We start from the raw sequence: 24,992 nt of genomic DNA on the forward strand, positions 1-24,992 counted from the left end.
TTGAGATGAGTCAGAACGTTTACCAATTTATCGACTTACAGCGTGTTGATCCGCCCAAGAAACCGATCAAGCTGCGTAAAATTGAATTTGTTGAAATCTACGAGCCCTTCTCTGAAGGGCAAGCTAAAGCGCAGGCCGATCGCTGCCTCTCCTGCGGTAACCCGTATTGCGAGTGGAAATGTCCGGTTCATAACTACATTCCTAACTGGCTGAAGCTGGCCAACGAAGGTCGTATTTTTGAAGCAGCAGAGCTGTCGCACCAGACTAACACCCTGCCGGAAGTATGCGGACGCGTCTGCCCGCAGGATCGTCTGTGCGAAGGTTCCTGCACGCTGAACGACGAGTTCGGCGCAGTCACCATCGGCAACATCGAGCGCTATATCAACGATAAAGCGTTCGAAATGGGCTGGCGTCCCGATCTGACCGGCGTGAAGCAAACCGGTAAACGCGTGGCGATTATCGGTGCAGGTCCGGCAGGTCTGGCGTGTGCCGATGTACTGACCCGCAACGGCGTAAAAGCTGTCGTCTTCGACCGTCATCCGGAAATCGGCGGCCTGCTGACCTTTGGTATCCCGGCCTTCAAGCTGGAAAAAGAGGTGATGACCCGCCGCCGTGAGATTTTTACCGGTATGGGCATTGAGTTCAAACTCAATACCGAAGTGGGTCGCGATGTGCAGATCGACGAACTGCTGAAAGATTACGACGCGGTGTTCCTCGGCGTCGGTACCTATCAGTCAATGCGCGGCGGGCTGGAGAACGAAGACGCTACGGGCGTATTCGACGCGCTGCCGTTCCTCATCGCTAATACACGTCAGATTATGGGCTTTGGCGAAACGCCAAATGAGCCGTATATCAGCATGGAAGGCAAACGCGTCGTGGTGCTTGGCGGTGGTGATACCGCAATGGACTGCGTGCGTACTTCTATTCGCCAGGGCGCAACGCACGTAATTTGTGCTTATCGCCGTGATGAAGAGAACATGCCGGGTTCCCGCCGCGAAGTGAAAAACGCGCGTGAAGAGGGCGTGGAATTCCAGTTTAACGTGCAGCCGCTGGGCATCGAAATCAATGCCAACGGCAAAGTGTGCGGCGTGAAGATGGCGCGGACCGAAATGGGCGAGCCGGATGCTAAAGGCCGTCGCCGTGCGGAAATCGTCCCGGGTTCTGAGCATGTGGTTCCGGCCGATGCTGTGGTGATGGCGTTTGGTTTCCGTCCTCACAGTATGGAGTGGCTGGCGAAGCACAGCGTTGAACTTGACGCTCAGGGCCGCGTTATCGCACCGGAAGGCAGCGAAAATCCGTTCCAGACCAGCAACCCGAAAATCTTTGCCGGTGGCGACATTGTACGTGGCTCCGATTTGGTGGTGACCGCGATTGCCGAAGGCCGTAAAGCGGCTGACGGCATCATGAACTACCTCGAAGTGTAATAACCATGTAGCGACCCAAAAGGAGGCTTCGGCCTCCTTTTTTATTGGCGGATCGCAGATAGTAAAACAGGGCCATTCGGCCCTGTTTGATTACTTCACTACCCGCAACGACGGGCGTCCACCTCGCGGCGGCGGATCGTCATCAGGGTCGTTGTCCTGATCGTCAGCGTGATCGGGTTTATCACCGTCGATAACCGACATCACCGTCTCACTTTCCTGCGCTGAAGTTTCGTGGTCGTCATTCATCATGGCGACGTCTTCATCGTAGGCAGCTTCCGGTTCGAACATGGTACCCGCGCCGTTTTCACGGGCGTAAATAGCCAGTACGGCCGCCATCGGTACCGCAACCTGACGCGGCACGCCACCGAAGCGCGCATTGAAACGCACCTCGTCGTTCGCCAGTTCCAGATTGCCTACCGCGCGCGGCGCGATGTTCAACACGATTTGACCGTCACGCGCATACTCCATCGGCACGCGAACATCCGGCAACGTCACATCAACAACCAGATGTGGCGTTAGCTGGTTATCCAGTAACCATTCATAGAAGGCCCGCAGCAGATACGGACGGCGTGGAGACAGTTGTGACAAATCCATTCAGTTAACCCCGGCCAAGGCGCATTTCGCGCTCGGCTTCAGTCAGAGATGCGAGGAAGGAATCACGCTCAAATACACGCGTCATATATCCTTTCAGCTCTTTGGCGCCTGCGCCGCTCAGCTCGATGCCCAGTACCGGTAAGCGCCACAGCAGCGGTGCGAGGTAGCAGTCAACGAGGCTAAACTCGTCGTTCAGGAAGTAAGGTTTCTGGGTGAACAGCGGGCCAATTGCCAGCAGCTCTTCACGCAGTTGCTTACGGGCGGCATCGGCCTGTGCGCCGCTGTTGTTCTGGATGATATTCATCAGGGAATACCAGTCCTTTTCAATGCGATGCATGTACAGGCGGCTTTCACCGCGCGCGACCGGGTAAACCGGCATTAGCGGCGGATGCGGGAAACGCTCGTCCAGATATTCCATAATGATGCGTGATTCCCACAGGGTGAGTTCACGATCTACAAGTGTCGGTACGCTTTGATTCGGGTTGAGGTCAATCAGATCCTGAGGAGGATTATCCTTTTCCACGTGCTCAATTTCGAAGCTGACACCTTTTTCGGCCAGCACGATACGGACCTGATGGCTATAGATGTCCACAGGACCAGAAAACAGCGTCATTACCGAACGTTTGTTGGCAGCGACAGCCATGAAAACCTCCAGGTATATTCAAGAATTTACTGCTACCGGACTTACTCGACCGGTCAGATGTGAGTTACCTACCCGCCCGTACTGTCACTTTCGTTCAGGAAGCAAACAAAAAATGAACAATCCCAGCCATTTGGGCAGAAAATTGGATGATAGTTTACCAGATTTTGCGGGGTTTGTGGTGAGGGGATTCTGCAAATGCTGAAAAAGACGCAATAAGCGATTGATTACTGTGGATAACACGATTTTTATCCATAAAAAAACCCGGCTTGCACCGGGTTTTTTCGCCAATCGTTCTGCCGAAGCAGAAAGCAATTAACGTTTGGAGAACTGCGGACGACGACGTGCTTTGCGCAGACCGACTTTTTTACGTTCAACCTGACGAGCGTCACGAGTGACGAAGCCAGCTTTACGCAGTTCGGAACGCAGAGACTCATCGTACTCCATCAGAGCGCGGGTGATACCGTGACGGATCGCACCTGCCTGACCGGAGATACCACCACCTTTAACGGTGATGTACAGATCCAGTTTTTCAACCATGTCGACCAGTTCCAGCGGCTGACGAACTACCATTCGGGCAGTTTCACGACCGAAGTACTGTTCCAGAGAACGCTGGTTGATTACGATTTTACCGTTGCCCGGTTTGATGAACACGCGAGCGGCGGAGCTTTTGCGGCGACCAGTGCCGTAGTATTGATTTTCAGCCATTGCCTATAATCCCGATTAGATGTCAAGAACTTGCGGTTGCTGTGCCGCGTGGTTGTGCTCGTTACCCGCGTAAACTTTCAGTTTACGGTACATAGCACGACCCAGCGGGCCTTTTGGCAGCATGCCTTTAACCGCGATTTCAATCACACGCTCAGGACGGCGGGCAATCATCTCTTCAAAGGTCGCTTGTTTGATACCACCGATGTGGCCGGTGTGGTGGTAGTACATTTTGTCAGAACGTTTGTTGCCGGTTACAGCAACTTTTTCTGCGTTCAGAACGATGATGTAATCACCAGTATCAACGTGCGGAGTGTATTCCGCTTTATGCTTACCGCGCAGGCGACGAGCCAGTTCGGTAGCCAGACGGCCCAGAGTTTTACCGGTCGCGTCGACAACATACCAGTCGCGTTTTACGGTTTCTGGTTTAGCTGTAAAAGTTTTCATTATAAAGCTTACCCAAATAATAAGTTACACGTTGGTGAACACCCAAACGCCTAAATACAAGTGAGGTTCACACGACATTGTCCAGTAAACCTACCCCTTCGGATATGTTTAGCCGGCACACAAGAGTTTCGGGAAAAAAACCTTGTAGTAACGTGGGGTCGCAGGATTATAGAGAAGTCGTGGGCAAAGATCGACCCCTTTTTGTGATTTGGCGCGGCTTTTGTGCAAGGCGAATCCCTTTCCCGGTGGGAAAGGGATTTACCGATTACGGCATATGCGCGCGCTTGAGATATTCTTCGCTCTGCATCTCTTGCAGGCGGGACAAACAGCGCTGAAACTCAAATTTCAGCCGTTCGCCCTGATAAATCTCATGTAGCGGCGCAGTCGCACTCACCACCAGCTTCACATGGCGCTCGTAAAACTCATCCACTAAAGCAATAAAACGTCGTGCTTCGCTCTCCATCAGTGGCGTCATTACCGGCACATCGAACAACATTACGGTATGGAACAATCGCGAGAGCGCGATGTAATCGTGCTGGCTGCGCGCATCGACGCAGAGCGTGGCAAACGACACTGCCAGCGTCTGGTTTTCCACACCCAGCGTCGGCAGCGCACGGTGATTAATCTCCAGTTGTGGCGCATGCTCACGCTTTGCGCCCGCCAGCGCTAACCACAACGTCTCCATTTGCCGCGCGGTCTCGCTATCCAGTGGAGTCAGCCATAAGTGCGCCTGGGTTAATGTGCGCAGACGATAATCGACGCCCGCATCGACATTCATCACATCGCAAAACTGCTTGATGGCATCGATAGCAGGTAAAAAGCGCGAACGCTGCAAGCCGTTGCGGTAGAGCTCATCCGGCGGAATATTCGACGTCGCCACCAGCGTGATACCACGGGCGAACAGCGCTTTCATTAGCCCGCCCAGCAGCATGGCGTCGGTAATATCCGAAACGAAAAATTCATCGAAGCACAGCACATCGGTTTCAGCTTTGAAGCGATCGGCAACAATTTCCAGCGGATCGCTATGCCCCTGAAGTGAAGTCAGTTCTTCGTGCACGCGCAGCATAAAACGGTGAAAGTGCAGACGTTGTTTACGCTCACCCGGCAGGCTCTGATAGAACATGTCCATCAGCCAGGTTTTGCCACGGCCAACGCCGCCCCACATATAAAGACCGCGCACTGGCGCGCTTTCACGCGGTTCTCGTTTTCCCAGCAGTTTGCCGAACTTCGCCAGCAAACCACCGTTTGTCGGTGCACTGTTGTCGCTGCGGGTAATAAGTTCTTGATAGATATGTTCCAGCCGCTGAACGGCTTCTTTTTGCACATCATCCGGCTGATGGCTCCCCTCGTTGAGGGCGCTGTTGTATCGCGATGTCGGGGTAAGGCTTTGCATGGTGTTATGGTTGTTCCTTGAAAATCGATCCGCCCCCACAGGGTTGACGAAAAAAAGGCCGTTCTACACTACGCGATGATTTGTCAGGATTCCACTTCTACACCAGAAGCGGTTATAGTGGCACTATCAGGCGCAGGCAAGGAGCTTGCAGCCCACACCCTACGGAATCACAAAATAACGGGAGAAGTACATGACCTGGGAATACGCGCTAATCGGGTTGGTTGTCGGCATTATCATTGGTGCCGTGGGTATGCGTTTCGGAAACCGTAAATTGCGCCAGCAACAGGCCTTGCAGTATGAGCTGGAAAAAAACAAAGCGGAACTGGAAGAGTATCGCGAAGAACTGGTGAGCCATTTTGCCCGCAGCGCGGAACTGCTGGATAACATGGCGCATGATTATCGCCAACTGTATCAACACATGGCGAAAAGCTCGTCCAACTTGCTGCCGGAAATGTCGGCAGAAGAGAATCCGTTCCGCAACCGTCTGGCCGAATCTGAAGCCAGTAACGATCAGGCGCCGGTGCAGATCCCGCGTGATTATTCTGATGGCGCTTCCGGCCTGCTGCGCGGCGGCGCAAGCCGTAAATAATTCCGCCCTGTCATCTGTTTTTTTCGGGCGCGTTCCCCGCGCCCACCCCATCTTCCGCATCATAGCTATTATTTAGTCATTCACCTCATTGTTACCCGGTTGAAATTTCAATAACATCAAACTGTTTTGGGGCGTCATTCCTTTCACTTCAGGTTACGAGAGCCAGCATCAATGAAGAAACCAACCCTGCTGTTGAGTGCATTTGCGTTAAGTGTCGGGTTAACTCTCTCGGCACCGTTTCAGGCGATGGCCGCCATGCCATCACAAGTGCCCGGTCAGGGCGCGTTGCCAAGCCTTGCGCCCGTGCTGGAAAAGGTACTGCCTGCGGTGGTTAGCGTGCAGGTAGAGGGGACAACGACACAAGGTCAGAAAGTTCCGGAAGAGCTTAAGAAGTTTTTCGGCGACGATGTGCCGGATCAACCGCAGCAACCGCAACCTTTTGAAGGGCTGGGCTCCGGGGTGATCATTGACGCCGCGAAAGGCTACGTGCTGACAAACAATCATGTGATCAATCAGGCGCAAAAAATCAGCGTGCAGTTGAACGATGGTCGCGAGTTCGATGCCAAGCTGATCGGCGGTGATGATCAGAGTGATATTGCTCTGCTGCAATTACAGAACGCCAGCAATCTGACGCAAATTGCGATTGCCGACTCCGATAAACTGCGCGTCGGCGACTTTGTCATTGCCGTAGGTAACCCGTTCGGCCTTGGGCAGACAGCCACTTCCGGGATTGTTTCCGCGCTGGGCCGCAGCGGCCTGAATCTGGAAGGGCTGGAAAACTTTATCCAGACGGATGCCTCAATTAACCGTGGTAACTCCGGCGGCGCGCTGCTTAATCTCAATGGCGAGCTTATCGGCATTAATACTGCTATCCTCGCACCAGGCGGCGGTAGTGTAGGGATTGGCTTCGCCATTCCGAGCAATATGGCACAAACCCTCTCCAGGCAATTGATTCAGTTTGGCGAGATCAAACGCGGTCTGTTGGGCATCAAAGGCACGGAAATGAGTGCGGATATCGCCAAAGCCTTTAACCTTAACGTCCAGCGCGGCGCCTTTGTCAGCGAAGTGCTGCCTAACTCCGGCTCGGCAAAAGCCGGGATCAAATCCGGTGATGTTATCGTCAGTCTGAACGGTAAGCCGCTGAACAGCTTTGCCGAACTGCGTTCACGTATTGCCACGACGGAACCCGGCGCGAAAGTGAAGCTCGGCCTGCTGCGCGATGGCAAGCCGCTGGAGGTGGAAGTCACGCTGGATAAAAGCACGTCTTCGTCCGCCAGCGCCGATCTGATTTCACCGTCATTGCAGGGTGCAGAACTGAGCGACAGCCAGCTCAAAGATGGCACCAAAGGCATCGCGATAAATAATGTCGAAAAAGGCAGCGCCGCCGCGCAGGCCGGTCTGCATAAAGATGATGTGATCATTGGCATCAACCGTGAGCGCGTTCAGTCGATCGCTGAAATGCGTAAATTGCTGGAAACGAAACCTTCGGTAATGGCGCTGCATATCGTGCGCGGCAACGACAGCATCTATCTGCTGTTGCGCTAGGTCCCTCACTCTCCGGACATCATCATGTGATGTCCGGAGAACTCATGTTATGCTGCTGCCGTTCTTCCTTTTAGCGATAATCCCATCATGTATGTGAAGATTTTACGTTCAGTTGCAATCGGTTTGGTTGTGGGTGGCCTGATCATCGTCGCCATGCCTTCGCTGCGCAAAAACATCCCACTTAGCGCTCCCCAGCTTGAAAGCGCTGACGAAACGCCAGCCAGCTATAACCCGGCTGTACGCCGCGCAGCGCCGGCGGTGGTCAACGTCTATAACCGCAGCCTGAATAGCTCCACTCATGATCGTCTGGAGATCCGTACGCTTGGTTCCGGCGTGATTATGGATCAGCGTGGCTACATCATTACCAACAAGCACGTCATCAATGATGCGGACCAGATTATCGTCGCCCTGCAGGATGGCCGGGTGTTTGAAGCATTGCTGGTTGGCTCGGATTCCCTGACCGACTTAGCGGTGCTGAAAATCAACGCAACCGGCGGTCTGCCGGTGATCCCCATCAATACGAAACGCACGCCACATATCGGCGATGTGGTGCTGGCAATCGGAAACCCGTACAACCTTGGTCAAACGACAACGCAGGGGATTATCAGCGCTACCGGGCGTATCGGCCTGAACCCGAGCGGACGGCAGAACTTTTTGCAGACCGATGCTTCTATCAACCACGGGAACTCCGGCGGCGCACTGGTCAACTCACTGGGCGAGCTGATGGGCATCAACACGTTGTCATTTGATAAGAGCAACGACGGCGAAACACCGGAAGGCATCGGTTTTGCCATCCCTTTCCAGCTGGCCACCAAGATTATGGATAAGCTGATCCGCGATGGTCGGGTGATCCGGGGTTACATTGGTATCGGCGGGCGAGAAATTGCGCCTCTGCATTCGCAAGGTGGCGGTATCGACCCAATTCAGGGGATTGTCGTTAACGAAGTTTCGCCTGGCGGTCCTGCCGCGCGTGCCGGGATTCAGGTCAATGACGTTATCACCTCCGTCAATGGTAAAGCGGCCGTTTCCGCGCTTGAAACTATGGATCAGGTCGCCGAGATCCGCCCGGGTTCCGTCATTCCGGTTGAAGTGATGCGTGACGATAAGAAACTGACCCTGCAAGTCACCATCGAAGAGTATCCGGCAACTAACTGATTGCCATAAAAAAACCGGAGCACAGGCTCCGGTTTTTTTATGGCGGCGATAACACGTTAGCGGTTAACGAAATCCACGCCCAGTTGAATATCTTTTTTCAGCGTGTCCAGCATACCTTCCAGCGACTGTTGTTCATAAGCGCTAAGCTTGCCGATAGCATGGCGCTCTTCAATGCCGTTTTTCCCCAGCAGCAGCGGCTGTGAGAAGAAGCGCGCATATTCGCCATCGCCTTCAACATAGGCGCATTCAACCACGCCTTTCTCGCCTTGCAGCGCACGAACCAGCGACAAACCAAAACGCGCAGCGGCCTGCCCCATCGAGAGCGTAGCCGAACCGCCACCCGCCTTCGCTTCCACCACTTCAGTACCAGCATTCTGAATGCGTTTTGTCAGTTCTGCGACTTCTTGCTCGCTAAAGCTGACGCCCGGTACCTGCGACAGCAGCGGCAGAATGGTAACGCCGGAATGGCCACCAATCACCGGCACTTCGATATCGCCCGGTGATTTATGTTTCAGTTCGGCAACAAAAGTATTGGAGCGAATAATGTCCAGCGTAGTGACGCCAAACAGTTTGTTCTTGTCGTAGACACCCGCTTTTTTCAGCACTTCCGCCGCAATGGCGACGGTGGTATTAACCGGGTTAGTAATGACGCCAATACAGGCTTTCGGCGCGGTTTTCGCCACCTGGGTGACCAGGTTTTTCACAATGCCCGCGTTGACGTTAAACAGGTCGGAACGATCCATACCCGGTTTACGCGCCACGCCAGCGGAAATCAGTACGACATCGGCCCCTTCCAGCGCAGGAGTCGCATCATCGCCGGAGAAACCTTTAATGCTCACATCAGTTGGAATATGGCTGAGATCAACAGCAACCCCGGGGGTTACAGGAGCAATATCATAGAGAGAGAGTTCTGAACCAGAAGGCAGTTGTGTTTTCAGTAGTAGGGCTAGCGCCTGACCGATACCGCCGGCCGCGCCGAGGACTGCGACTTTCATCCTAAACTCCTTATTATGGTTAGCTAAATATCTTGTTACTCCGTTGCGGCGACCTTAATTCACCCTGATAATTATGGCAATGCATGCGCAAAAATTCTGCAGCACACTCCACTTTAAGATCTTATAAGAAGGTAAATACGTCGTCAGATCGGCAAACTAAGCAACTAACACTGAGAGTTTATAATATAGCTGCGATATCCACCAAAATAACATCAACTTTATAACATTTAATTTACTTTTTAATGTTATTTGCGACGTAAGACACATGTGCCTGTCCTTCAGCGCAGGATTTGGTAAACTCCGCGCCTTTCAGCATACATTTCAGAATTTCCCAGACGAGATTGTTTGCATAAAAATTCATTAATATGCATAATAATGTTGTTTTCACGGCCATATTACGGGTGACTTATGCGAAGCTCGGCAAAACAAGAAGAATTAGTTAAAGCGTTTAAGGCGCTTCTTAAAGAAGAGAAATTCAGTTCTCAGGGAGAAATTGTCCAGGCTTTACAAGATGAAGGCTTCGACAATATCAATCAGTCTAAAGTCTCCCGCATGCTGACCAAATTCGGTGCGGTGCGTACGCGCAACGCAAAAATGGAGATGGTCTACTGCCTGCCGATTGAACTGGGCGTCCCGACAACCTCCAGCCCGCTGAAGAACCTGGTGCTGGATATCGATTACAACGATGCCGTTGTGGTGATTCACACCAGCCCGGGCGCAGCGCAGCTTATTGCACGCCTGCTGGATTCCCTGGGTAAAGCAGAAGGTATCCTCGGCACCATTGCTGGTGACGATACGATTTTTACCACCCCAGCCAGAGGTTTCACCGTTAAAGATCTCTACGAAGCGATCCTCGTGTTGTTCGAGCAGGAACTCTGATATCACTTCCCCCCGCTTCGATTGCGGGGGAATGTTCTGCCGCCTCCCCCTTCGTTCACGACTTTTCACTCACATTAATTTAACAGTTAGTGCGATTTCCTGTTTCAAACCCCCGGCGCAGTGAATGCCATCGCACAAAAAATCAAATTCAAATATCTATATGATTTTCTTAGATATCACCAATCATTTTTTAATCGCATCCAGGTTTTTTATGCTTTCTTGTTATAAAAAATGATTTCAGAGAGGCCTAATTACCATAGAAACAATTAGCATGGTATTAATTTTTTCTGTGACTAGTGTATACTTGGTTTTGTGATGAGGGTCACGAAACAAGGCCCCAATGAATTGAAGTAAAAGAATACGACGAGGTGAAGAATCATGAATATCAAATCAACTGTTGCAACACTCGGCATTCTCTCAGCACTGTCATTTGGCGCTTTTGCTGCCGATTCCATCAGCGCAGACCAGGCGCAATCACGCCAGTCTCTGGGCACAGTATCCGTAGGATCTGTCGCCTCCTCTCCGATGGATATGCGTGCTGAACTGAACAAAAAAGCGGAAGAACAAGGTGCTTCTTCTTATCGCATTATCGAAGCACGTACCGGTGACAACTGGCACGCAACAGCCGAACTGTACAAATAAGTTTTACCGATAACCCTATGCCATCACTCAACGGCGCCAGGCACAAAAATAGCAGTTCAATCCTCCCTGCCGTTGAGACTCTCTTAAGGAGACAAACTATGAAACGCAATCTAATCATCGCATCCCTTGGCCTTGCATCCCTGATCTCTTTCGGCGCAAGCGCTGCAACGCTGGTTAACAGCGAACAAGCAAGCAACCTCCAACCTATGGGCAGTGTTTCTGTTTCACAGGTTGCCGGTGTACCGATGGATATTCGCCAGGAACTCTCTGCGAAAGCTGACCAGGCGGGCGCCAGCAGCTATCGCATCGTTGAAGCACGTACGGGTGACCACACCCACGTCACGGCGGAACTGTATAAATAAACCCTCGTCGTCTAGTCCGACGACTTGCCCCTGCCTGTCAGGGGCTTTTTTTTGCCTTTAACGCACATTAAAACGCAGCTCGCCTTCCAGCTCCTCTTCCGCTTCATCAAACAACAGGATCAATGCGCCAAAACGGCGGCGCTGTCGCTCCGGCAGATGAACAAACTCTATCTCCAGCGGCAAAGGTAATGCTCCCGCCATCACCGCGTCCCACAGTGAATCGAGATCGCGAATTTTGCCGCTTCCCAGCTCGAACTGGCGCGAGAACTCCCGGTAGAACGCGCCCTGATCGTCGATGTTTTTAAAATCGAAAGTGTAGGTATTCATTATTTCCGCCACCAGCCCAACAGGGCGGCATCCGCCGCCGACGCGTTATAATCCGCCGAGATGCAGGGTTTTCACCTCAAGAAACTCCTCCAGCCCCAGCACCGACCCTTCGCGACCGAGACCCGACTCTTTCACTCCGCCGAACGGCCCCAGTTCGGTGGATACTGCGCACTCGTTAATACCGATCATTCCACTCTCAATGGCCTGCGAAACGCGGAACACCCGCTGCAAGTTTTGCGTATAGAAGTAAGCAGCCAGGCCAAACGGCGTCGCATTCGCACGCTGGACGACTTCTTCCTCGCTGGTAAAGCGGAAACAGGCAGCAACCGGACCAAATGTCTCTTCCTGCGCCAGCTTCATGCCATCGCTACAATCGCCCAGTACGGTTGGTTGCCAGAAGTTACCGCCAAGGCTGTGCGCTTTACCACCAGCCAGCACTTTAGCGCCTTTGGCCACCGCATCTTCCACATGCTCACGCACTTTCTCGACGGCGGCCGGCTCAATCAACGGCCCCACTACCACGCCCTCTTCCAGACCATTTCCCACTTTCAATGCGCTTACCGCCGTACTCAGCTTTTGCGTGAAAGTATCGTAGACAGACTCATGAATATAGAAGCGGTTTACGCTAACGCATACCTGGCCAGCATTGCGGAATTTGTTAGCAATCGCCCCCTGAACTGCCGCATCGATGTCGGCATCTTCAAAGACGATATACGGCGCGTTGCCCCCCAGTTCCATCGACACTTTTTTCATGGTTTCGGCGGCGTTGCGAACCAGGGTTTTCCCTACCGCAGTCGAACCGGTGAAAGAGATCTTACGTACCTCGTGGCTGGCCATAATCGCATCGCTGATTTCTGCCGTGTTACCGGCAATAGCATTGAGCACACCATCCGGTACGCCCGCCTTCTTCGCCAGCGCCAACAAGGCAAACGCGCTGAGCGGGGTATTGTTCGCCGGTTTGATAACGCCGGTACACCCTGCCGCCAACGCAGGCCCCAGTTTACGGGTCAGCATTGCCATCGGGAAGTTCCACGGCGTGATGGCAGCCACCACGCCTACCGGTTCCCGGGTCGCCAGAATGCGCGACCCCGGCTTGATCGGCGGGATAATTTCACCGTTGGCGCGTTTTGCCTGTTCGGCAAACCACTGAATAAAGCTGGCGGCATACTCGACTTCCCCCTCAGCTTCTTTCAATGGTTTCCCCTGCTCGGTGGTCATTAAGCGCCCTAACCAGCTTTTATTTTCAATGATCAATTCATACCAACGATAGAGGATGGCGGAACGCTCTTTCGCGGTTTTCGCCCGCCAGCCCGGAAAAGCCCGACTCGCCGCAGCAATGGCATCTTCGGTCTCTTTTTTCCCTGCTTTCGCGACGCTGGCGATGACTTCACCGGTGGCCGGATTCAGAACGTCAAATGTGGTGTTCAGGGATTTCCAGACGCCATCCACCAGATAGCCGGTCTGAAAAAGTGGGTTGTCCTGCAATACCTGCGTTGTCATTTGTTCTCCCGATCGGTGTGTTATCAGCTTTCACAAAGTATAGCCATAAAAAAACCGACGCTTTTTAGCGTCGGTTCTCTGTTTAGTTGCTGGTCAGCGCATGCTGATATTTGTGAAGCATCCCGGTTAATCGCTGCACCGGTTCCGTCACCTGTGGCGGCGCATCCCAGATGCGCAGTTTCTCCTGGTAGATATCCAGCTCTTCCAGCAGTTGCGTAAAGTAGCGCCGTCGTTTGTTATCCGATCCAGCCGAAATCACTTGCGACGCGGTACGGCGTAACTGGCGATGAAAAGCGGAAAGATCATCGTTGATCGGCACCGGCGCATCGCGCAGACGCTGGTGGGCAATAATCAACGTTAATGCCAGACGAAACTTCGCCACGTCGCCGGGAAATTTGTTCAGCAGTAAAAACAGTTGCTGATACAGTGCGGGCAGATGGTTCTCTTTACGTCGCGCTGTATTGGTGGTCATTGCCGATACCGCCGCCGAAACAAACTGATTCAACAACGTACGCCCGGTGCGCGCCTGCGAGTTATCCCGCACCAGCAGCAGAACCACCATAGCCAGCACCACGCCCACTAACTGGCCAAGCGCATTGTCGAGAAACTGGCTGAATTTAAAGGTCATTGGGTTATCAAGCACCAGAATGTTGATGGTGCCCGCCAGCGTCGCCATCGATCCCAGACGGCGCTTCTGTACCTCAATGCCGATGAAAAAGGCCAGCACCGCCAGACTGATACAAAGCAGCAGCATGCTTTGTTGTGTCGAGGGAATAATCACCAGATAGAACAACGCCCCGATTGGTAGCGCCCACAGCATGCCGTAGATAAAGTCTTTCGCCACCATTTTTGGGTTCGGCAGACGCATCGCCAGCGAGGTAACGACGGCAATCATGACCATTGATCCACTGCCGGATGTCCAGCCGGTCCACAGCCAGAAAAGCGTACCCAGCATGCACGATAAAGTAGTGCGCCAGAAGTTAACCATTGCATGGTGACGTTCGGCGGATTCCGGTTTTACCACCACTTCGCCCTGCAGAACCTCTTCTTCAACCGCACTGATTTTGGCATTACCGATGACACCGCGTTTCAGCAGCAGGTAGCGTGTCGCCGCACCCACCCAACTATAGATGGTTACCGGCGTATCATGCTCACCGGTCCAGGCTAGCACCCGGCGCATGCGTTTCAACTGTTTATGCACATCCTGCACATTGTCGACGGGATCCGCGAACAATTCCCGGAAAGTATCAGTGACCAGTTCCGGGCGCGTATTCTGAATAAGGTAGGTTTCGCAAGCCTGAGTGATCAGCGTTAATGACAGCGTGTTGATGACTTTTAACCGCCGGTTAGCACGCCCCCAGCGGGAGGATTCAATCTTCAGGTTGCTGCGCATGCCTTCCAGCGCGGTGGTACGGCGCACCAGTGCAGCCCACGCTTGATCCACCTCTTCTCTATCGCCGTGCTTGATACACAATCGCATCAATTGATAGTGCGCCACCAGCAGAGCATCCAGTTCACGGTCAATCTCACGTTTGATCGAGCGGGGGGAAAACAGCAGATCGGCAACAATGGCACAGAGGATGCCGACGACGATTTCGCTACAACGCTCCACGGCATATTGCGGTGCCAACAGCGGCTCGGTCTGAATGGTAACGACGATGATTAACGCGGTATACCCGGCCAGCCCCCAGGCATAAGAGTTTTCAACCCGTACCAGCGAGGAGAGCCAGGTACAAAAACCGGCCCAGATACAACACACCATCAGCATCAGCAGCGGCGTGCGGATCAATACAATGATGATCGCCAGACCAGCAATACAGCCGATAAACGTCCCGACAATACGCAACATCCCGCGGTAACGGATAGCGCCGGAATAGGGCTCGCCACCGGCGGCAAACGCCGGGCCAGCCGCAACAATCGCAGCGGTCAGCACCGCCCAGCGCGGTGTTTCAAGCTGAAAGTGAAAACCGACAAACAGAGCCAGCACCACGGCAAAGGCCAGCTTGACGGCAAAGCGCAAATGCTGGCTGGCTATCGACAACAGCCCCATAGCGATTACCCCAGCTCACGCAGGCGGTGGGCCATTTTACGAAAGAAGGAGTCCTGGCTCTCGTCACGATCGGTTTTCCCGGTCACGACAACGGTCGCGGTAGTACCCGCAGGCCAGAGATTTCCCGGCTGTTTATCGAGGCGAATACGTACCGGTACGCGCTGGGCCAGACGCACCCATTCCAGATTGGAGTCGATGGTTGCCATCCCTTTGCTGTCGTTGCTGCTGCTGGAGTTGGTCACACCAGCGGCAATACTGTCTACCGTGCCTTTCAGCACCAGGTTACTGCCGAGCGGCGTGATCTCTGCCCGGTAGCCAGGACGAACGCCCTCGAGTTTGGTCTCTTCCATATAAGCCAGAATATAGAAGGAGTTCTGTTTTACCAGCGCCACAGCGGTGGAACCGCGGGTAATAAACTCACCGGCGTAAACATTCAGGTTGGTGACCCAGCCGTCAGCCGGCGCGCGGATGATAGTGCGCTCCAGATCGAGTTTCGCCAGGTCGCGGGCCGCTTGCGCTTTCGCAAGCTGATGCATCGCCGTTTGCAGTATGTTGTTCGCCTGGTCGATCTCTTCACGCGACATCGCCTGTACGCCTAATTGATTACGTCGACCGGCCTCACGGCGCTTCTCGTTTACCAGCGCGTCGTAATAAGCAACATCCGCTTCATCTTCTGCCAGCGCTTTCTGGTAGCGGGGCTGATCGATGGTGAACAGCACTTGTCCCTCTTTTACCAGTTGGTTGTCATGCACGTTGACCGAGGTCACCAGCCCGGTGACATCCGGCGCAATGGCAACCACATCCGCGCTGAAGCGCGCATCGCGCGTCCAGGGCGATTCGGTGTAATAGACCCAGGCACGGAAAATTGCGATGAACGCCAGGATAACCAGAATGACCGTAATAGCGGTACGGGAGATATTTCTTGTTAGTGTTTTCACTTCAACCTCAAACAAACAGACGCGACAGCAGGTAAAACAGGCAGCAGTACAGCGCAGTATTAAATAACGCGGGATGCCAGACGAAATCATAGATTCCTGTGGGGATCAGCACCCGTCGCACCAACCAGAAAATCGCCAGTGACAAAATCAATTCGAAAAAAATCGGTGGGAACGACAAACCGAACACCACGATTACGGGAAACAGACTCATGTTGACCTTGATTCGAGAACAAGCAGGTGAAATTGTTTTTACGTCACCGCAGGAATAGGACAGGCGTGCCAGGGCGAGAGTGACGTGGATATTCTTAAGAGATAGTATATTAACGTAACTGTTATGCTGTTATCTATATTGTGTGATCTAAATCACTTTTAAGTAAGAATGAATAATGGAACGACTAAAACGCATGTCGGTGTTTGCCAAAGTGGTGGAATTAGGTTCATTTACCGCCACCGCCCGACAGCTGGAAATGAGCGTTTCGTCCATCAGCCAGACGGTGGCGAAGCTGGAGGATGAATTACAGGTCAAGCTGCTAAACCGCAGCACACGCAGCCTGGGGCTGACCGAAGCCGGAAAAATTTACTATCAGGGGTGTCGTCGCATGCTGCATGAAGTGCAGGATGTTCACGAGCAACTTTACGCTTTCAACAACACGCCGATTGGTACGCTGCGCATTGGTAGTTCTTCAACCATGGCGCAAAATGTGCTGGCAAAAATGACGGCAGAGATGCTGAAAGAGCATCCAGGGTTGACTGTTAACCTGGTAACCGGCATCCCGGCGCCGGATCTGATCGCCGACGGGCTGGACGTGGTGATCCGCGTCGGCGCACTGCAGGATTCCAGCCTCTTCTCCCGCCGCCTCGGCGCGATGCCGATGGTGCTCTGCGCGGCGAAAAACTATCTTGCCCAATATGGCGTGCCGGAAAAACCCACCGACCTGGCAAATCATTCGTGGCTGGAATATAGCGTCCGTCCGGATAACGAATTTGAACTTATCGCGCCAGAAGGGATCTCAACGCGGCTGATCCCGCAGGGACGCTTTGTCACCAACGATCCGATGACGCTGACGCGCTGGCTGACCGCTGGTGCCGGGCTGGCCTATGTCCCGCTGATGTGGGTGATCGATGAGATCAACAGCGGCCAGTTGGAGATCCTGCTGCCGCGCTATCAGTCCGATCCGCGCCCGGTTTATGCGCTGTATACAGAAAAAGATAAGCTCCCGCTGAAAGTGCAGGTCTGTATTAACTACATGACGGAATATTTTATTGAAGTGGGAAAGGTGTATCAGGGAATGCAGGGGCGCAGTGCCTGAGCGGATAATCCTCTCCCCGCAGGGAGAGGATTTTAACGATTAAGCCGTACCGCCTACCGTCAGGTTATCTACTTTCAGCGTCGGTTGACCCACGCCAACCGGCAGGCTTTGTCCCTCTTTGCCGCATACGCCAACGCCGTTATCCAGCTTCAGATCGTTACCGACCATAGAGATCTGCTGCATGGCTTCTATCCCGGAGCCAATCAGCGTTGCGCCTTTCACCGCTTTGGTCACTTTACCTTTCTCAATCAGGTACGCTTCCGAGGTGGAGAAGACGAACTTGCCGGAGGTGATATCCACCTGGCCGCCACCGAAGTTTGGCGCGTAGATCCCGTAATCAACGGATTCGATAATCTCCTGCGGCGTCGATTTACCGGCCAGCATATAAGTGTTGGTCATGCGCGGCATCGGCAGATGAGCATAAGATTCACGGCGGCCGTTACCGGTCGGTTTCATGCCCATCAAACGCGCGTTCATCTTGTCCTGCATGTAGCCTTTCAGCACGCCATTTTCGATCAGCACATTGTATTGCCCCGGCGTGCCTTCATCGTCAATTGCCACTGAACCGCGACGATCGGCAATCGTGCCGTCATCAACCACCGTGCAAAGCTCTGAAGCCACCAGTTGGCCCATCTGACCGCTGAATACCGATGTGCCGCGACGGTTGAAGTCGCCTTCCAGGCCGTGACCGACCGCTTCGTGCAACAGCACGCCCGGCCAGCCCGCGCCCAGCACCACCGGCAGCGTGCCCGCAGGCGCCGCAACAGCAGACAGGTTCACCAGTGCCATGCGTACGGCCTCTTTCGCCCACGCATCTGCACGCACATCGCCATCAACGTCTTGCAGGAACCAGTCATAGCCGAAACGACCGCCACCACCGCTGGAACCGCGCTCGCGTTTGCCATCCTCTTCCACCTGCACGCTCACCGAGAGACGCACCAGCGGACGCACATCGGCGGCCAGCGTACCGTCGGTCGCCGCGACAAGAATCAATTCATAAACGCCGGTCAGGCTGGCAGTCACTTCCTGCACGCGCCTGTCGGCCGCGCGCGCCACTTTATCCACGCGGCGCAGAATATCCAGCTTCTCTTCGCGGCTCATGCTTTGCAGCGGATCAAGGCTGGTATAAAGCGCCGTATGTTCCACCGCGCCCAGCGTCTTCACTTTGCCGTCGCCATCTTCACGCACAATGGTACGCGCGGCCTGCGCGCTCTGCTCCAGTGCCAGCAGGCTTATCTGGTCGGCATAAGCAAAACCGGTTTTTTCACCGCTCACCGCGCGAACGCCCACGCCCTGATCGATATTGTAAGAGCCATCTTTAATGATGCTGTCTTCTAAAACCCAGGATTCGTGATAGCTCGACTGGAAATAGAGATCGCCATAATCAAGACGACGTGCGGTCAATTGACCGAGAATGGCAAACAGATCCTGATGACTCAGGCCATTCGCTGCCAGCAGTTGTTCACTCACCAGATTAAGACTCATCATTTTTTACTCATCGTTGCCGCCACATCGGGCAATAAAAAAAGCGATACAAGGAGCTTGAGGCAATTCGCCGATGCCGTCAAATCATTGCGTTTTGTCCGTGCGCGGCTGGCGCAGGACTTCGTTAATCTGCGGCTGATCGACCGGGCCAGTAATGCGGTAGCGCAGAATAGAGACTTTATTCCATAGCGGCCCCAGCACTTTACTGGCGGCAAACACTGCCGCGCCTACAATCGGGTTGACGGCGAAAGCGGCTGCCACACCTACGGTTGCCGAAATTTCCGGTGCCACGACCGCTTCAACATCCAGCTCGCGACGCACCAGATCGACCGAACCTTTCATCGCGATATCCGCTTCCAGCCCGTCCACCAGCGTATCGTCGCTGTGCAGCACGCCATCTTTGATCCATGCGGTGCTGCGGATCGAATCAAACCAGAACCCTTCACTGCTGAAGGTATCGCTAAAATCGAAGCGCAGTTTGCGCAGCAGCGCGTCGACGCTGAACAGGCGCAATACCTGACCCGCATGACCGGTGCTGATATCGGTGATCTGCCCTTTCCCCAGCCGCGTACGCAGAATGCCGTTCAGCGACTCTTCCTGCGGCTGCCACGGCGGGCTGCGCCAGTGCAGGTCATAGTTGATATCAAAAGAGGAGCCACGTACCGGCGTCGGCACGCCAAAGAAACTCATCGCCGAATCGAGCTTCTCGCCGCGCAGCACGCCTTTCAGCGATGTGCGTTCCGCTCCTTCCCGGTTCACCCATTCGCCGTCTGCCGTCAGACGCGCGGTGCCGCTGTCCACCAGGCCGTTTGCCAGCGTCATCGTATCGCCATTGATCGTGAAATCACCGTCGATGCGCCCATATTTTTGCCCCCACAGCCAGCATTCAGCACAGCGCAACTGCAAATCCGGCCAGCCGGTAAAATCAATACGGGTTTTGCCACGCAACAACGTCGACGGCGACGAAATATCATCATCATTCGGCTGCGTATTCGCCGGATTGTAATAGAGGTAACGGATGGCCGCCTGCCACGGCGCATTATCGCGCAGCGTCAACGTACCACTAATTTCCCGTGCCTGCGCCTCAATGGTTGAGCCGGAAAGCTGCGGCTGCGAGACGATACTCAGGTTATTCCACTGCTGCCCGCCCAGCGTCAACGCTGGCGTGCGTAACGTGATGCTGGACGGGAAGCTCGTTGAATTACTGACATTATTCGCCACGCCCTGGCGGAACAGCGCCAGCCACTGCGCGCCGTTCATCGCGGGGAGATTTAGCTCCAGCCCGGCCTGCTCCGGCAATGGCGGAAGGGTGCGGCTATCCGACGCCCAGATCCCACGATCGAGAGTGAGTTTGTTGTTAAGCAGCCAACGGCTGTTGAAGTGATTATTGCTACCGGCGTTGCCGGTCAGCGTAAAGCTACGCAGATCGCCATCCACTTTCAGTTTTACCGGCAGCGCTTTACCTGCGGCTTTATCCAGCGGCGGCGGCAAGGTGCTGGCGATGTTACTCAGATCGCCATCAATATTGACCTTGTAAGTCGCACCGCCACGATGCGGCAGCTCAATACCAACATCCCCTTTCCACGCCACGCTGCCGCCGAGCGCAGACTCAAGTTGAGCGGGTAATACGCCCGTGTGCGCTGGCTGCCAGTTGCCGTTGAGATTGACCGCAACCTGGTACGCTTTATCGCCTTCGGTGGTGGAAAAATCGAGGTTCAGCGGTTGATTAAACCAGCTCGCCTGTAACGGCTCGCTCTTCAGGGTGCCATTATCAAAACTGAATTTGCCGCTGAGGTTTTTCAGCGTGCTGTTGAGCGGCTTAATAAACAGGCTGTTGTTACGCAACGCCACATCGCCTTTGGCGACAGTCATCTCGCCATCCAGCGGAATATCAAGATGTAAGCGAGCGCTTACGTCGCCATCAAGTTGCAGTTCATCCAGCGCGCTGGCCAGCGTATCGTGTAGCGGCGTCTCTTTGAAATAGGGGCCAACGGCTTTGCCCGGGCCGTTAATATCGGCATCGATCAGCAGCTTCTCTTTTTCATAATCCGGAATAACCGCGGTCAGATTGCTGGCGGTCACGCCGCCGAGGGCCGCCTTATCGCTTTTCATCCACAGACCGTCATTGAGGAAATCCAGCTCGATATCCAGATTTTGCAGCGCTGGCCAGTCAGGTTGAAAAGCAAAGGTCGCATTACGCAGTGGCACCAGTACTTCAAACTGACCTTCATTGTGCTTATAGGGGAATAAGTGCGGGTTACCGCCGTACACCAGCGTGGCATCCTGCGCCTGCCCGCCTTTAATGGCGGCGCTGAGATACGACACCAGCGCTTTGCCCATCAGGTTTTGCGGGAAGTAGCGCCAGGACTGCCCGGCGTCGGAAACATTGATCCCCGCCAGAATGCCAAGCCAGGGTTCATCATCCTGCGGCTGGAGATAACGGAAACCACCGTGCGCATGTAACGCGTTCGCCTGCACATCAATGTTATGCCCATCAAGCTGGAAGCCATGTTCGTTCTTCTGCCAGTTCAGCGTGGCATCCGCTTTCTCAATCTCCAGCGGTGCCGGGAACACACCGACGTACGGCATTTTCGCCTGCATCACTGTGCCCGTTAAGCGCCCGTCAGCGAGGCTGCCTTCCAGCTTGCCGCTGAAATGTTCAACGCCCGGCAACAACTGCCACTGTTTCCAGCGGATATCTTTCCACTGTGCCTGGAAACGCGTTTTGTCGGCTGCCTGCAACGGGATATCCAGCGCCAGTTGCTCCAGCGAACCTTCCGGCTGCATAGTGCGCCAGATGTCGTACAGGGACGGCGAGATCTTCTGCGCAATCGGCAGCAGCCCTTCCAGCCCGCTCAACTCAAGGTTGTTGGCGCGAACGCGCAATTCATCGCTGCGAACGCCGTTCACCCCGCCCGCTTCCTGCGCCGGAACCCAGGCGAAACTCAGAGCGCCCTGCGGCCATGCGCGGTCATCAATAGCGATACGTGTTACCGGTACATCAAACTGCCAGCCTTGCTGTTGACGGGAAACATGGACGGTCAGGTTATCGACCGTCAAATGGTGGGTGGTAGCCTGCTCTCCCTGCCAGCTTGCGCCGCCTTTTTTCAGCCACGCATCGCCGCTTTCCACCACGCCTTTATTCAGCGTCATCCAGCCCTCAAGGCTAAAACGGGCAGAATCGAGCGCCACGTTGTCCTGCATCCATGTGCCGAGCCACGGTTTAACATCGATATCATCGGCTTGCAGCCAGACACGACCATTATTCAGCAGCCCGTTGTCGTCGCGGAGATCCATCCGAACCTGCATCACGCCGTGCTGCCCGGTCAGACTCGAGAGACTGACTTGCCCCTCAGCGCGGTGACGATCGTTGCCATTAAGCCAGGTAAGCTGCGGGATCGCCAGTTCGGCGCGTTGGCCGGAAAGCGTCAGAAAACTGACGCGGCTGTCGCGAAGATCGAAATGATCGAACTGGCGTAAGAAGAGATCGCTGATGCGATCGCTGGCAATCGGCTCACCGTTGTCATTCCGTTGCAGCGGGGTATTGGTGCGCGCGACCAGTTGATAAAAGGTGAGGTTACGGAACTGCCAGCGCAGGTGCAGCAGGCTCTGCCAGACATCCAGCGCCAGCGTCACGCGCTTAACAGAAAGATCGCCGCCGTCATTCAGGCGGGCTTTGATATCGCGCACTTCCAGCTCTGGGCCGAAATTCTCCCAGCGCGCCTGCAACTGGCTGGCCGAAACCGGAATACCGGTTTGCGCCGTGATGCGCGTCAGGATCTCCTCGCGCCAGTTATCCAGGTGCGGCAACACCAGGCGCAAACCGCTCACCAGCAGCGCCGCGATAACAATCAGCGTCGCCCCTGTAAGCAGCAATATCCCCGGCAGTCGCCTCACGCCTCTCTCCTTGTCAACCCAATCAGACCCGCTTGTGTCGCAGCACGCTGCGTATTACATCATGACTACGTCAAACTGCTCCTGATTATAGAGCGGCTCGATTTGCACTTTTACCTGCTTGCCGACAAAGATTTCCACCTCGGCCAGCGCGTGCGACTCTTCGCCTTTCAGGGTTTCCGCTACCGCAGGTGAAGCATAGACCAGGAAGCGATCGGAATCGTAGGCATGGTGGACGCGAACAATCTCGCGCATGATCTCATAGCACACGGTTTCCACGGTTTTCACCGTTCCCCGGCCATGACAGGTGGGACATTCGTTGCACAGGACGTGCTCCACGCTCTCGCGCGTGCGTTTGCGGGTCATCTCTACCAGCCCAAGCTGGGAAAAACCGTTAATACTGGTTTTCACCCGATCTTTGCTCAACGCCTGCTCCAGCGAATGCAGCACGCGGCGGCGGTGATCCTCATTATTCATATCAATAAAATCAATAATGATAATGCCGCCAAGGTTACGTAACCGTAGCTGGCGGGCGATCGCCTGAGTGGCTTCAATATTGGTGTTGAAGATGGTGTCATCAAGGTTGCGATGGCCGACAAATGCGCCGGTATTAATATCGACAGTGGTCATCGCTTCGGTTTGATCGATGATCAGATAGCCGCCCGATTTCAGTTCAACCTTACGCTCCAGCGCGCGCTGAATTTCGTTTTCCACATCGTAGAGATCGAAGATCGGCTGGCGGCCGCTGTAATGTTCCAGTTTGCTGGTCATTTCCGGAATGTATTCGGCCGTGAATTCAAGCAGTGCCTCAAAAGTCAGCCGTGAATCAACGCGGATACGATCCAGATGCGCGTCGGCAAAATCGCGCAGTACGCGCTGCGCCAGCGCCAGTTCTCCGTAGAGCTTGCAGCGCGTCTGCTGGCGCTTCTTGCGCTCCATCACTTTCGTCCAGACACGCTTCAGATAAGCGGCATCAGACGCGAGATCCTCTTCGCACACGCCTTCGGCGGCAGTACGAATAATAAAACCGCCCTGCTCATCGCAGTAGCTGGCCACTACCTGCTTCAGGCGCTCACGCTCGGCTTCACTTTCAATACGCTGGGAAACGCCAACGTGCGCCGCACCCGGCATAAACACCAGATAGCGGGACGGCAGCGTAATATCTGTGGTAAGGCGCGCGCCTTTGGTACCGAGAGGATCTTTGACCACCTGCACCATCAGATCCTGCCCCTGGCGAACCAGTTCGGAGATATCGCGAACGGTGAAGTTTTTCTGTTCTTCTCCGGCGACGCATTCGGTGTGCGGCATAATGTCGGAGGCGTGTAGAAACGCCGCCTTTTCCAGACCAATATCTACAAAAGCCGCCTGCATACCCGGAAGTACCCTGCTGACCCGACCTTTGTAGATATTGCCTACTATCCCGCGCCGTGCTTCGCGCTCGATGTGAATTTCCTGAAGAATACCGCCGTCAATATAGGCGACGCGTGTTTCCGATGGTGTAACGTTGACCAACAATTCAGCCGTCATGATTATCTCTTCCTTCACGCAGTGCGTTAAAATTGCTCAGCAATTCCCAGGTTTCCACCAGCGGTAAACCCACAACGGCATGATAACTACCGTTAATTTTCCTGACGAAACACCCACCCAGCCCCTGAATGCCGTACGCGCCGGCTTTATCCAGCGGTTCTTTGCTTTCGACGTAGGCGGCAATATCCTTTTCTGATAACACTCTGAAGGTCACTTCTGTTTCTACCAGACAATCGAGCAGGTGCTGGCGATCGGCCAACGCCACAGCAGTCATGACCTGGTGTGTTTGCCCGGAAAGCAGACGTAACATACTGGCAGCATGCGAGGAGTCTTTCGGTTTTTCAAGCACTTCACCATTAAATATCACAATCGTGTCCGCGCCTAACACCGGCAGATCGCGCGGTGCCATCGCTACGCCCGCCAGTGCCTTCTCACGCGCAAGGCGCAGAACGTACTGCCGCGCGCTCTCCTGCGGCTGGCGTTGTTCTTCAATTCCCGGAACGATACGTTCAAAAGCCACACCCAATTGGGTGAGCAGTTCCTGACGACGGGGGGAGCCGGAAGCGAGCCAGATATCTGTCATAACAACCT

23 protein-coding genes are annotated in these 24,992 nt (G+C 54.4%); 8 read left to right on the plus strand and 15 right to left on the minus strand.

Annotated features, from left to right (window positions below; all coding sequences use genetic code 11):
• Window positions 1-5 precede the first annotated feature (5 nt).
• Window positions 6-1,424 carry a glutamate synthase small subunit gene (locus CWM66_RS18440; RefSeq protein WP_007369887.1) on the plus strand — a complete coding sequence of 473 codons (1,419 nt, stop codon included), beginning with the start codon at window positions 6-8 and terminating at the stop codon, window positions 1,422-1,424.
• A gap of 90 nt (window positions 1,425-1,514) precedes the next feature.
• On the opposite strand, the gene sspB is transcribed toward CWM66_RS18440, so the two are convergent.
• The 5 genes from sspB to zapE form a co-directional block, all read right to left on the minus strand.
• Window positions 1,515-2,018: a ClpXP protease specificity-enhancing factor gene (sspB, locus tag CWM66_RS18445; protein ID WP_007369886.1), complete on the minus strand. Its 504-nt coding sequence runs from the start codon at window positions 2,016-2,018 to the stop codon at window positions 1,515-1,517.
• A 4-nt stretch (window positions 2,019-2,022) separates the two neighbouring features.
• Complete coding sequence (gene sspA, locus CWM66_RS18450) at window positions 2,023-2,661, minus strand: stringent starvation protein SspA (protein ID WP_007369885.1); 639 nt, start codon at window positions 2,659-2,661, stop codon at window positions 2,023-2,025.
• A gap of 312 nt (window positions 2,662-2,973) precedes the next feature.
• The gene (rpsI, locus tag CWM66_RS18460; RefSeq protein ID WP_000829818.1) at window positions 2,974-3,366 is read right to left on the minus strand and encodes a 30S ribosomal protein S9; all 393 of its coding nucleotides are present in this window, start codon (window positions 3,364-3,366) and stop codon (window positions 2,974-2,976) included.
• A 15-nt stretch (window positions 3,367-3,381) separates the two neighbouring features.
• Window positions 3,382-3,810, minus strand: a complete 429-nt coding sequence (gene rplM, locus CWM66_RS18465; RefSeq protein ID WP_007369884.1) for a 50S ribosomal protein L13 — start codon at window positions 3,808-3,810, stop codon at window positions 3,382-3,384.
• 265 nt (window positions 3,811-4,075) lie between these two features.
• On the minus strand, window positions 4,076-5,203 hold the full coding sequence (zapE, locus tag CWM66_RS18470) for a cell division protein ZapE (protein WP_107147038.1): 1,128 nt from the start codon (window positions 5,201-5,203) through the stop codon (window positions 4,076-4,078).
• Window positions 5,204-5,393: 190 nt separating this feature from the next.
• On the opposite strand from zapE, the gene zapG reads away from it, so the two are divergent.
• From zapG to degS, 3 genes are all read left to right on the plus strand, one after another.
• Window positions 5,394-5,792: a Z-ring associated protein ZapG gene (gene zapG, locus CWM66_RS18475; RefSeq protein WP_007369882.1), complete on the plus strand. Its 399-nt coding sequence runs from the start codon at window positions 5,394-5,396 to the stop codon at window positions 5,790-5,792.
• A gap of 171 nt (window positions 5,793-5,963) precedes the next feature.
• On the plus strand, window positions 5,964-7,337 hold the full coding sequence (degQ, locus tag CWM66_RS18480) for a serine endoprotease DegQ (RefSeq protein WP_007369881.1): 1,374 nt from the start codon (window positions 5,964-5,966) through the stop codon (window positions 7,335-7,337).
• Window positions 7,338-7,424: 87 nt separating this feature from the next.
• Entirely contained in the window at window positions 7,425-8,492 is a 1,068-nt protein-coding gene (degS, locus tag CWM66_RS18485; RefSeq protein WP_007369880.1) for an outer membrane-stress sensor serine endopeptidase DegS, read from the plus strand.
• 56 nt (window positions 8,493-8,548) lie between these two features.
• Here degS and mdh read toward each other — a convergent pair whose 3' ends face one another.
• Entirely contained in the window at window positions 8,549-9,487 is a 939-nt protein-coding gene (gene mdh, locus CWM66_RS18490; protein ID WP_007369879.1) for a malate dehydrogenase, read from the minus strand.
• Between the two features lie 408 nt (window positions 9,488-9,895).
• On the opposite strand from mdh, the gene argR reads away from it, so the two are divergent.
• The 3 genes from argR (at window position 9,896) to yhcN (CWM66_RS18505) (ending at window position 11,370) form a co-directional block, all read left to right on the plus strand.
• Window positions 9,896-10,366 carry a transcriptional regulator ArgR gene (argR, locus tag CWM66_RS18495; protein ID WP_007369877.1) on the plus strand — a complete coding sequence of 157 codons (471 nt, stop codon included), beginning with the start codon at window positions 9,896-9,898 and terminating at the stop codon, window positions 10,364-10,366.
• A 378-nt stretch (window positions 10,367-10,744) separates the two neighbouring features.
• Window positions 10,745-11,008, plus strand: coding sequence for a peroxide/acid stress response protein YhcN (yhcN, locus tag CWM66_RS18500; RefSeq protein ID WP_007369876.1), 264 nt, complete (start codon window positions 10,745-10,747; stop codon window positions 11,006-11,008).
• Window positions 11,009-11,106: 98 nt separating this feature from the next.
• Window positions 11,107-11,370 (plus strand): peroxide/acid stress response protein YhcN, encoded by a 264-nt coding sequence (gene yhcN, locus CWM66_RS18505; RefSeq protein WP_035887996.1) that lies wholly within the window; start codon window positions 11,107-11,109, stop codon window positions 11,368-11,370.
• 57 nt (window positions 11,371-11,427) lie between these two features.
• On the opposite strand, the gene CWM66_RS18510 is transcribed toward yhcN (CWM66_RS18505), so the two are convergent.
• The 5 genes from CWM66_RS18510 to aaeX all read right to left on the minus strand — a co-directional run bounded on the left by CWM66_RS18510 (window position 11,428) and on the right by aaeX (window position 16,396).
• Window positions 11,428-11,697, minus strand: coding sequence for a barstar family protein (locus CWM66_RS18510; RefSeq protein WP_007369874.1), 270 nt, complete (start codon window positions 11,695-11,697; stop codon window positions 11,428-11,430).
• A gap of 45 nt (window positions 11,698-11,742) precedes the next feature.
• On the minus strand, window positions 11,743-13,197 hold the full coding sequence (locus tag CWM66_RS18515) for an NAD-dependent succinate-semialdehyde dehydrogenase (RefSeq protein ID WP_072439294.1): 1,455 nt from the start codon (window positions 13,195-13,197) through the stop codon (window positions 11,743-11,745).
• Between the two features lie 82 nt (window positions 13,198-13,279).
• On the minus strand, window positions 13,280-15,247 hold the full coding sequence (gene aaeB, locus CWM66_RS18520; RefSeq protein WP_007369872.1) for a p-hydroxybenzoic acid efflux pump subunit AaeB: 1,968 nt from the start codon (window positions 15,245-15,247) through the stop codon (window positions 13,280-13,282).
• A 5-nt stretch (window positions 15,248-15,252) separates the two neighbouring features.
• Window positions 15,253-16,185, minus strand: a complete 933-nt coding sequence (gene aaeA / locus CWM66_RS18525) for a p-hydroxybenzoic acid efflux pump subunit AaeA (protein ID WP_007369871.1) — start codon at window positions 16,183-16,185, stop codon at window positions 15,253-15,255.
• 7 nt (window positions 16,186-16,192) lie between these two features.
• Complete coding sequence (aaeX, locus tag CWM66_RS18530) at window positions 16,193-16,396, minus strand: p-hydroxybenzoic acid efflux pump operon protein AaeX (RefSeq protein ID WP_007369870.1); 204 nt, start codon at window positions 16,394-16,396, stop codon at window positions 16,193-16,195.
• A 175-nt stretch (window positions 16,397-16,571) separates the two neighbouring features.
• On the opposite strand from aaeX, the gene aaeR reads away from it, so the two are divergent.
• Window positions 16,572-17,495, plus strand: a complete 924-nt coding sequence (aaeR, locus tag CWM66_RS18535) for an HTH-type transcriptional activator AaeR (RefSeq protein ID WP_007369869.1) — start codon at window positions 16,572-16,574, stop codon at window positions 17,493-17,495.
• 39 nt (window positions 17,496-17,534) lie between these two features.
• On the opposite strand, the gene tldD is transcribed toward aaeR, so the two are convergent.
• The 4 genes from tldD to CWM66_RS18555 all read right to left on the minus strand — a co-directional run bounded on the left by tldD (window position 17,535) and on the right by CWM66_RS18555 (window position 24,984).
• A complete protein-coding gene (tldD, locus tag CWM66_RS18540) occupies window positions 17,535-18,980 on the minus strand; it encodes a metalloprotease TldD (protein ID WP_007369868.1) in 1,446 nt (481 codons plus the stop codon).
• Window positions 18,981-19,064: 84 nt separating this feature from the next.
• Window positions 19,065-22,877 carry an AsmA2 domain-containing protein YhdP gene (gene yhdP / locus CWM66_RS18545; RefSeq protein WP_107147039.1) on the minus strand — a complete coding sequence of 1,271 codons (3,813 nt, stop codon included), beginning with the start codon at window positions 22,875-22,877 and terminating at the stop codon, window positions 19,065-19,067.
• 54 nt (window positions 22,878-22,931) lie between these two features.
• Complete coding sequence (gene rng / locus CWM66_RS18550; protein WP_007369866.1) at window positions 22,932-24,401, minus strand: ribonuclease G; 1,470 nt, start codon at window positions 24,399-24,401, stop codon at window positions 22,932-22,934.
• Entirely contained in the window at window positions 24,391-24,984 is a 594-nt protein-coding gene (locus CWM66_RS18555) for a nucleoside triphosphate pyrophosphatase (RefSeq protein ID WP_007369865.1), read from the minus strand. The genes rng and CWM66_RS18555 overlap by 11 nt, the downstream gene beginning before the upstream one ends.
• Window positions 24,985-24,992: the final 8 nt, after the last annotated feature.

The sequence above is a fragment of the Kosakonia sp. H7A genome, from assembly GCF_003028445.1.
Classification (GTDB): domain Bacteria; phylum Pseudomonadota; class Gammaproteobacteria; order Enterobacterales; family Enterobacteriaceae; genus Kosakonia; species Kosakonia radicincitans.

Coding starts and splice junctions, on each gene's coding strand:
- sspB (WP_007369886.1), bottom strand. CDS start 2,018: ATGGATTTGTCACAACTGTCTCCACGCCGTCCGTATCTGCTGCGGGCC.
- yhcN (WP_035887996.1), top strand. CDS start 11,107: ATGAAACGCAATCTAATCATCGCATCCCTTGGCCTTGCATCCCTGATC.
- aaeX (WP_007369870.1), bottom strand. CDS start 16,396: ATGAGTCTGTTTCCCGTAATCGTGGTGTTCGGTTTGTCGTTCCCACCG.
- tldD (WP_007369868.1), bottom strand. CDS start 18,980: ATGAGTCTTAATCTGGTGAGTGAACAACTGCTGGCAGCGAATGGCCTG.
- zapG (WP_007369882.1), top strand. CDS start 5,394: ATGACCTGGGAATACGCGCTAATCGGGTTGGTTGTCGGCATTATCATT.
- rpsI (WP_000829818.1), bottom strand. CDS start 3,366: ATGGCTGAAAATCAATACTACGGCACTGGTCGCCGCAAAAGCTCCGCC.
- aaeB (WP_007369872.1), bottom strand. CDS start 15,247: ATGGGGCTGTTGTCGATAGCCAGCCAGCATTTGCGCTTTGCCGTCAAG.
- CWM66_RS18515 (WP_072439294.1), bottom strand. CDS start 13,197: ATGACAACGCAGGTATTGCAGGACAACCCACTTTTTCAGACCGGCTAT.
- yhcN (WP_007369876.1), top strand. CDS start 10,745: ATGAATATCAAATCAACTGTTGCAACACTCGGCATTCTCTCAGCACTG.
- mdh (WP_007369879.1), bottom strand. CDS start 9,487: ATGAAAGTCGCAGTCCTCGGCGCGGCCGGCGGTATCGGTCAGGCGCTA.
- sspA (WP_007369885.1), bottom strand. CDS start 2,661: ATGGCTGTCGCTGCCAACAAACGTTCGGTAATGACGCTGTTTTCTGGT.
- CWM66_RS18440 (WP_007369887.1), top strand. CDS start 6: ATGAGTCAGAACGTTTACCAATTTATCGACTTACAGCGTGTTGATCCG.
- aaeR (WP_007369869.1), top strand. CDS start 16,572: ATGGAACGACTAAAACGCATGTCGGTGTTTGCCAAAGTGGTGGAATTA.
- degQ (WP_007369881.1), top strand. CDS start 5,964: ATGAAGAAACCAACCCTGCTGTTGAGTGCATTTGCGTTAAGTGTCGGG.
- rplM (WP_007369884.1), bottom strand. CDS start 3,810: ATGAAAACTTTTACAGCTAAACCAGAAACCGTAAAACGCGACTGGTAT.
- CWM66_RS18555 (WP_007369865.1), bottom strand. CDS start 24,984: ATGACAGATATCTGGCTCGCTTCCGGCTCCCCCCGTCGTCAGGAACTG.
- zapE (WP_107147038.1), bottom strand. CDS start 5,203: ATGCAAAGCCTTACCCCGACATCGCGATACAACAGCGCCCTCAACGAG.
- argR (WP_007369877.1), top strand. CDS start 9,896: ATGCGAAGCTCGGCAAAACAAGAAGAATTAGTTAAAGCGTTTAAGGCG.
- rng (WP_007369866.1), bottom strand. CDS start 24,401: ATGACGGCTGAATTGTTGGTCAACGTTACACCATCGGAAACACGCGTC.
- degS (WP_007369880.1), top strand. CDS start 7,425: ATGTATGTGAAGATTTTACGTTCAGTTGCAATCGGTTTGGTTGTGGGT.
- CWM66_RS18510 (WP_007369874.1), bottom strand. CDS start 11,697: ATGAATACCTACACTTTCGATTTTAAAAACATCGACGATCAGGGCGCG.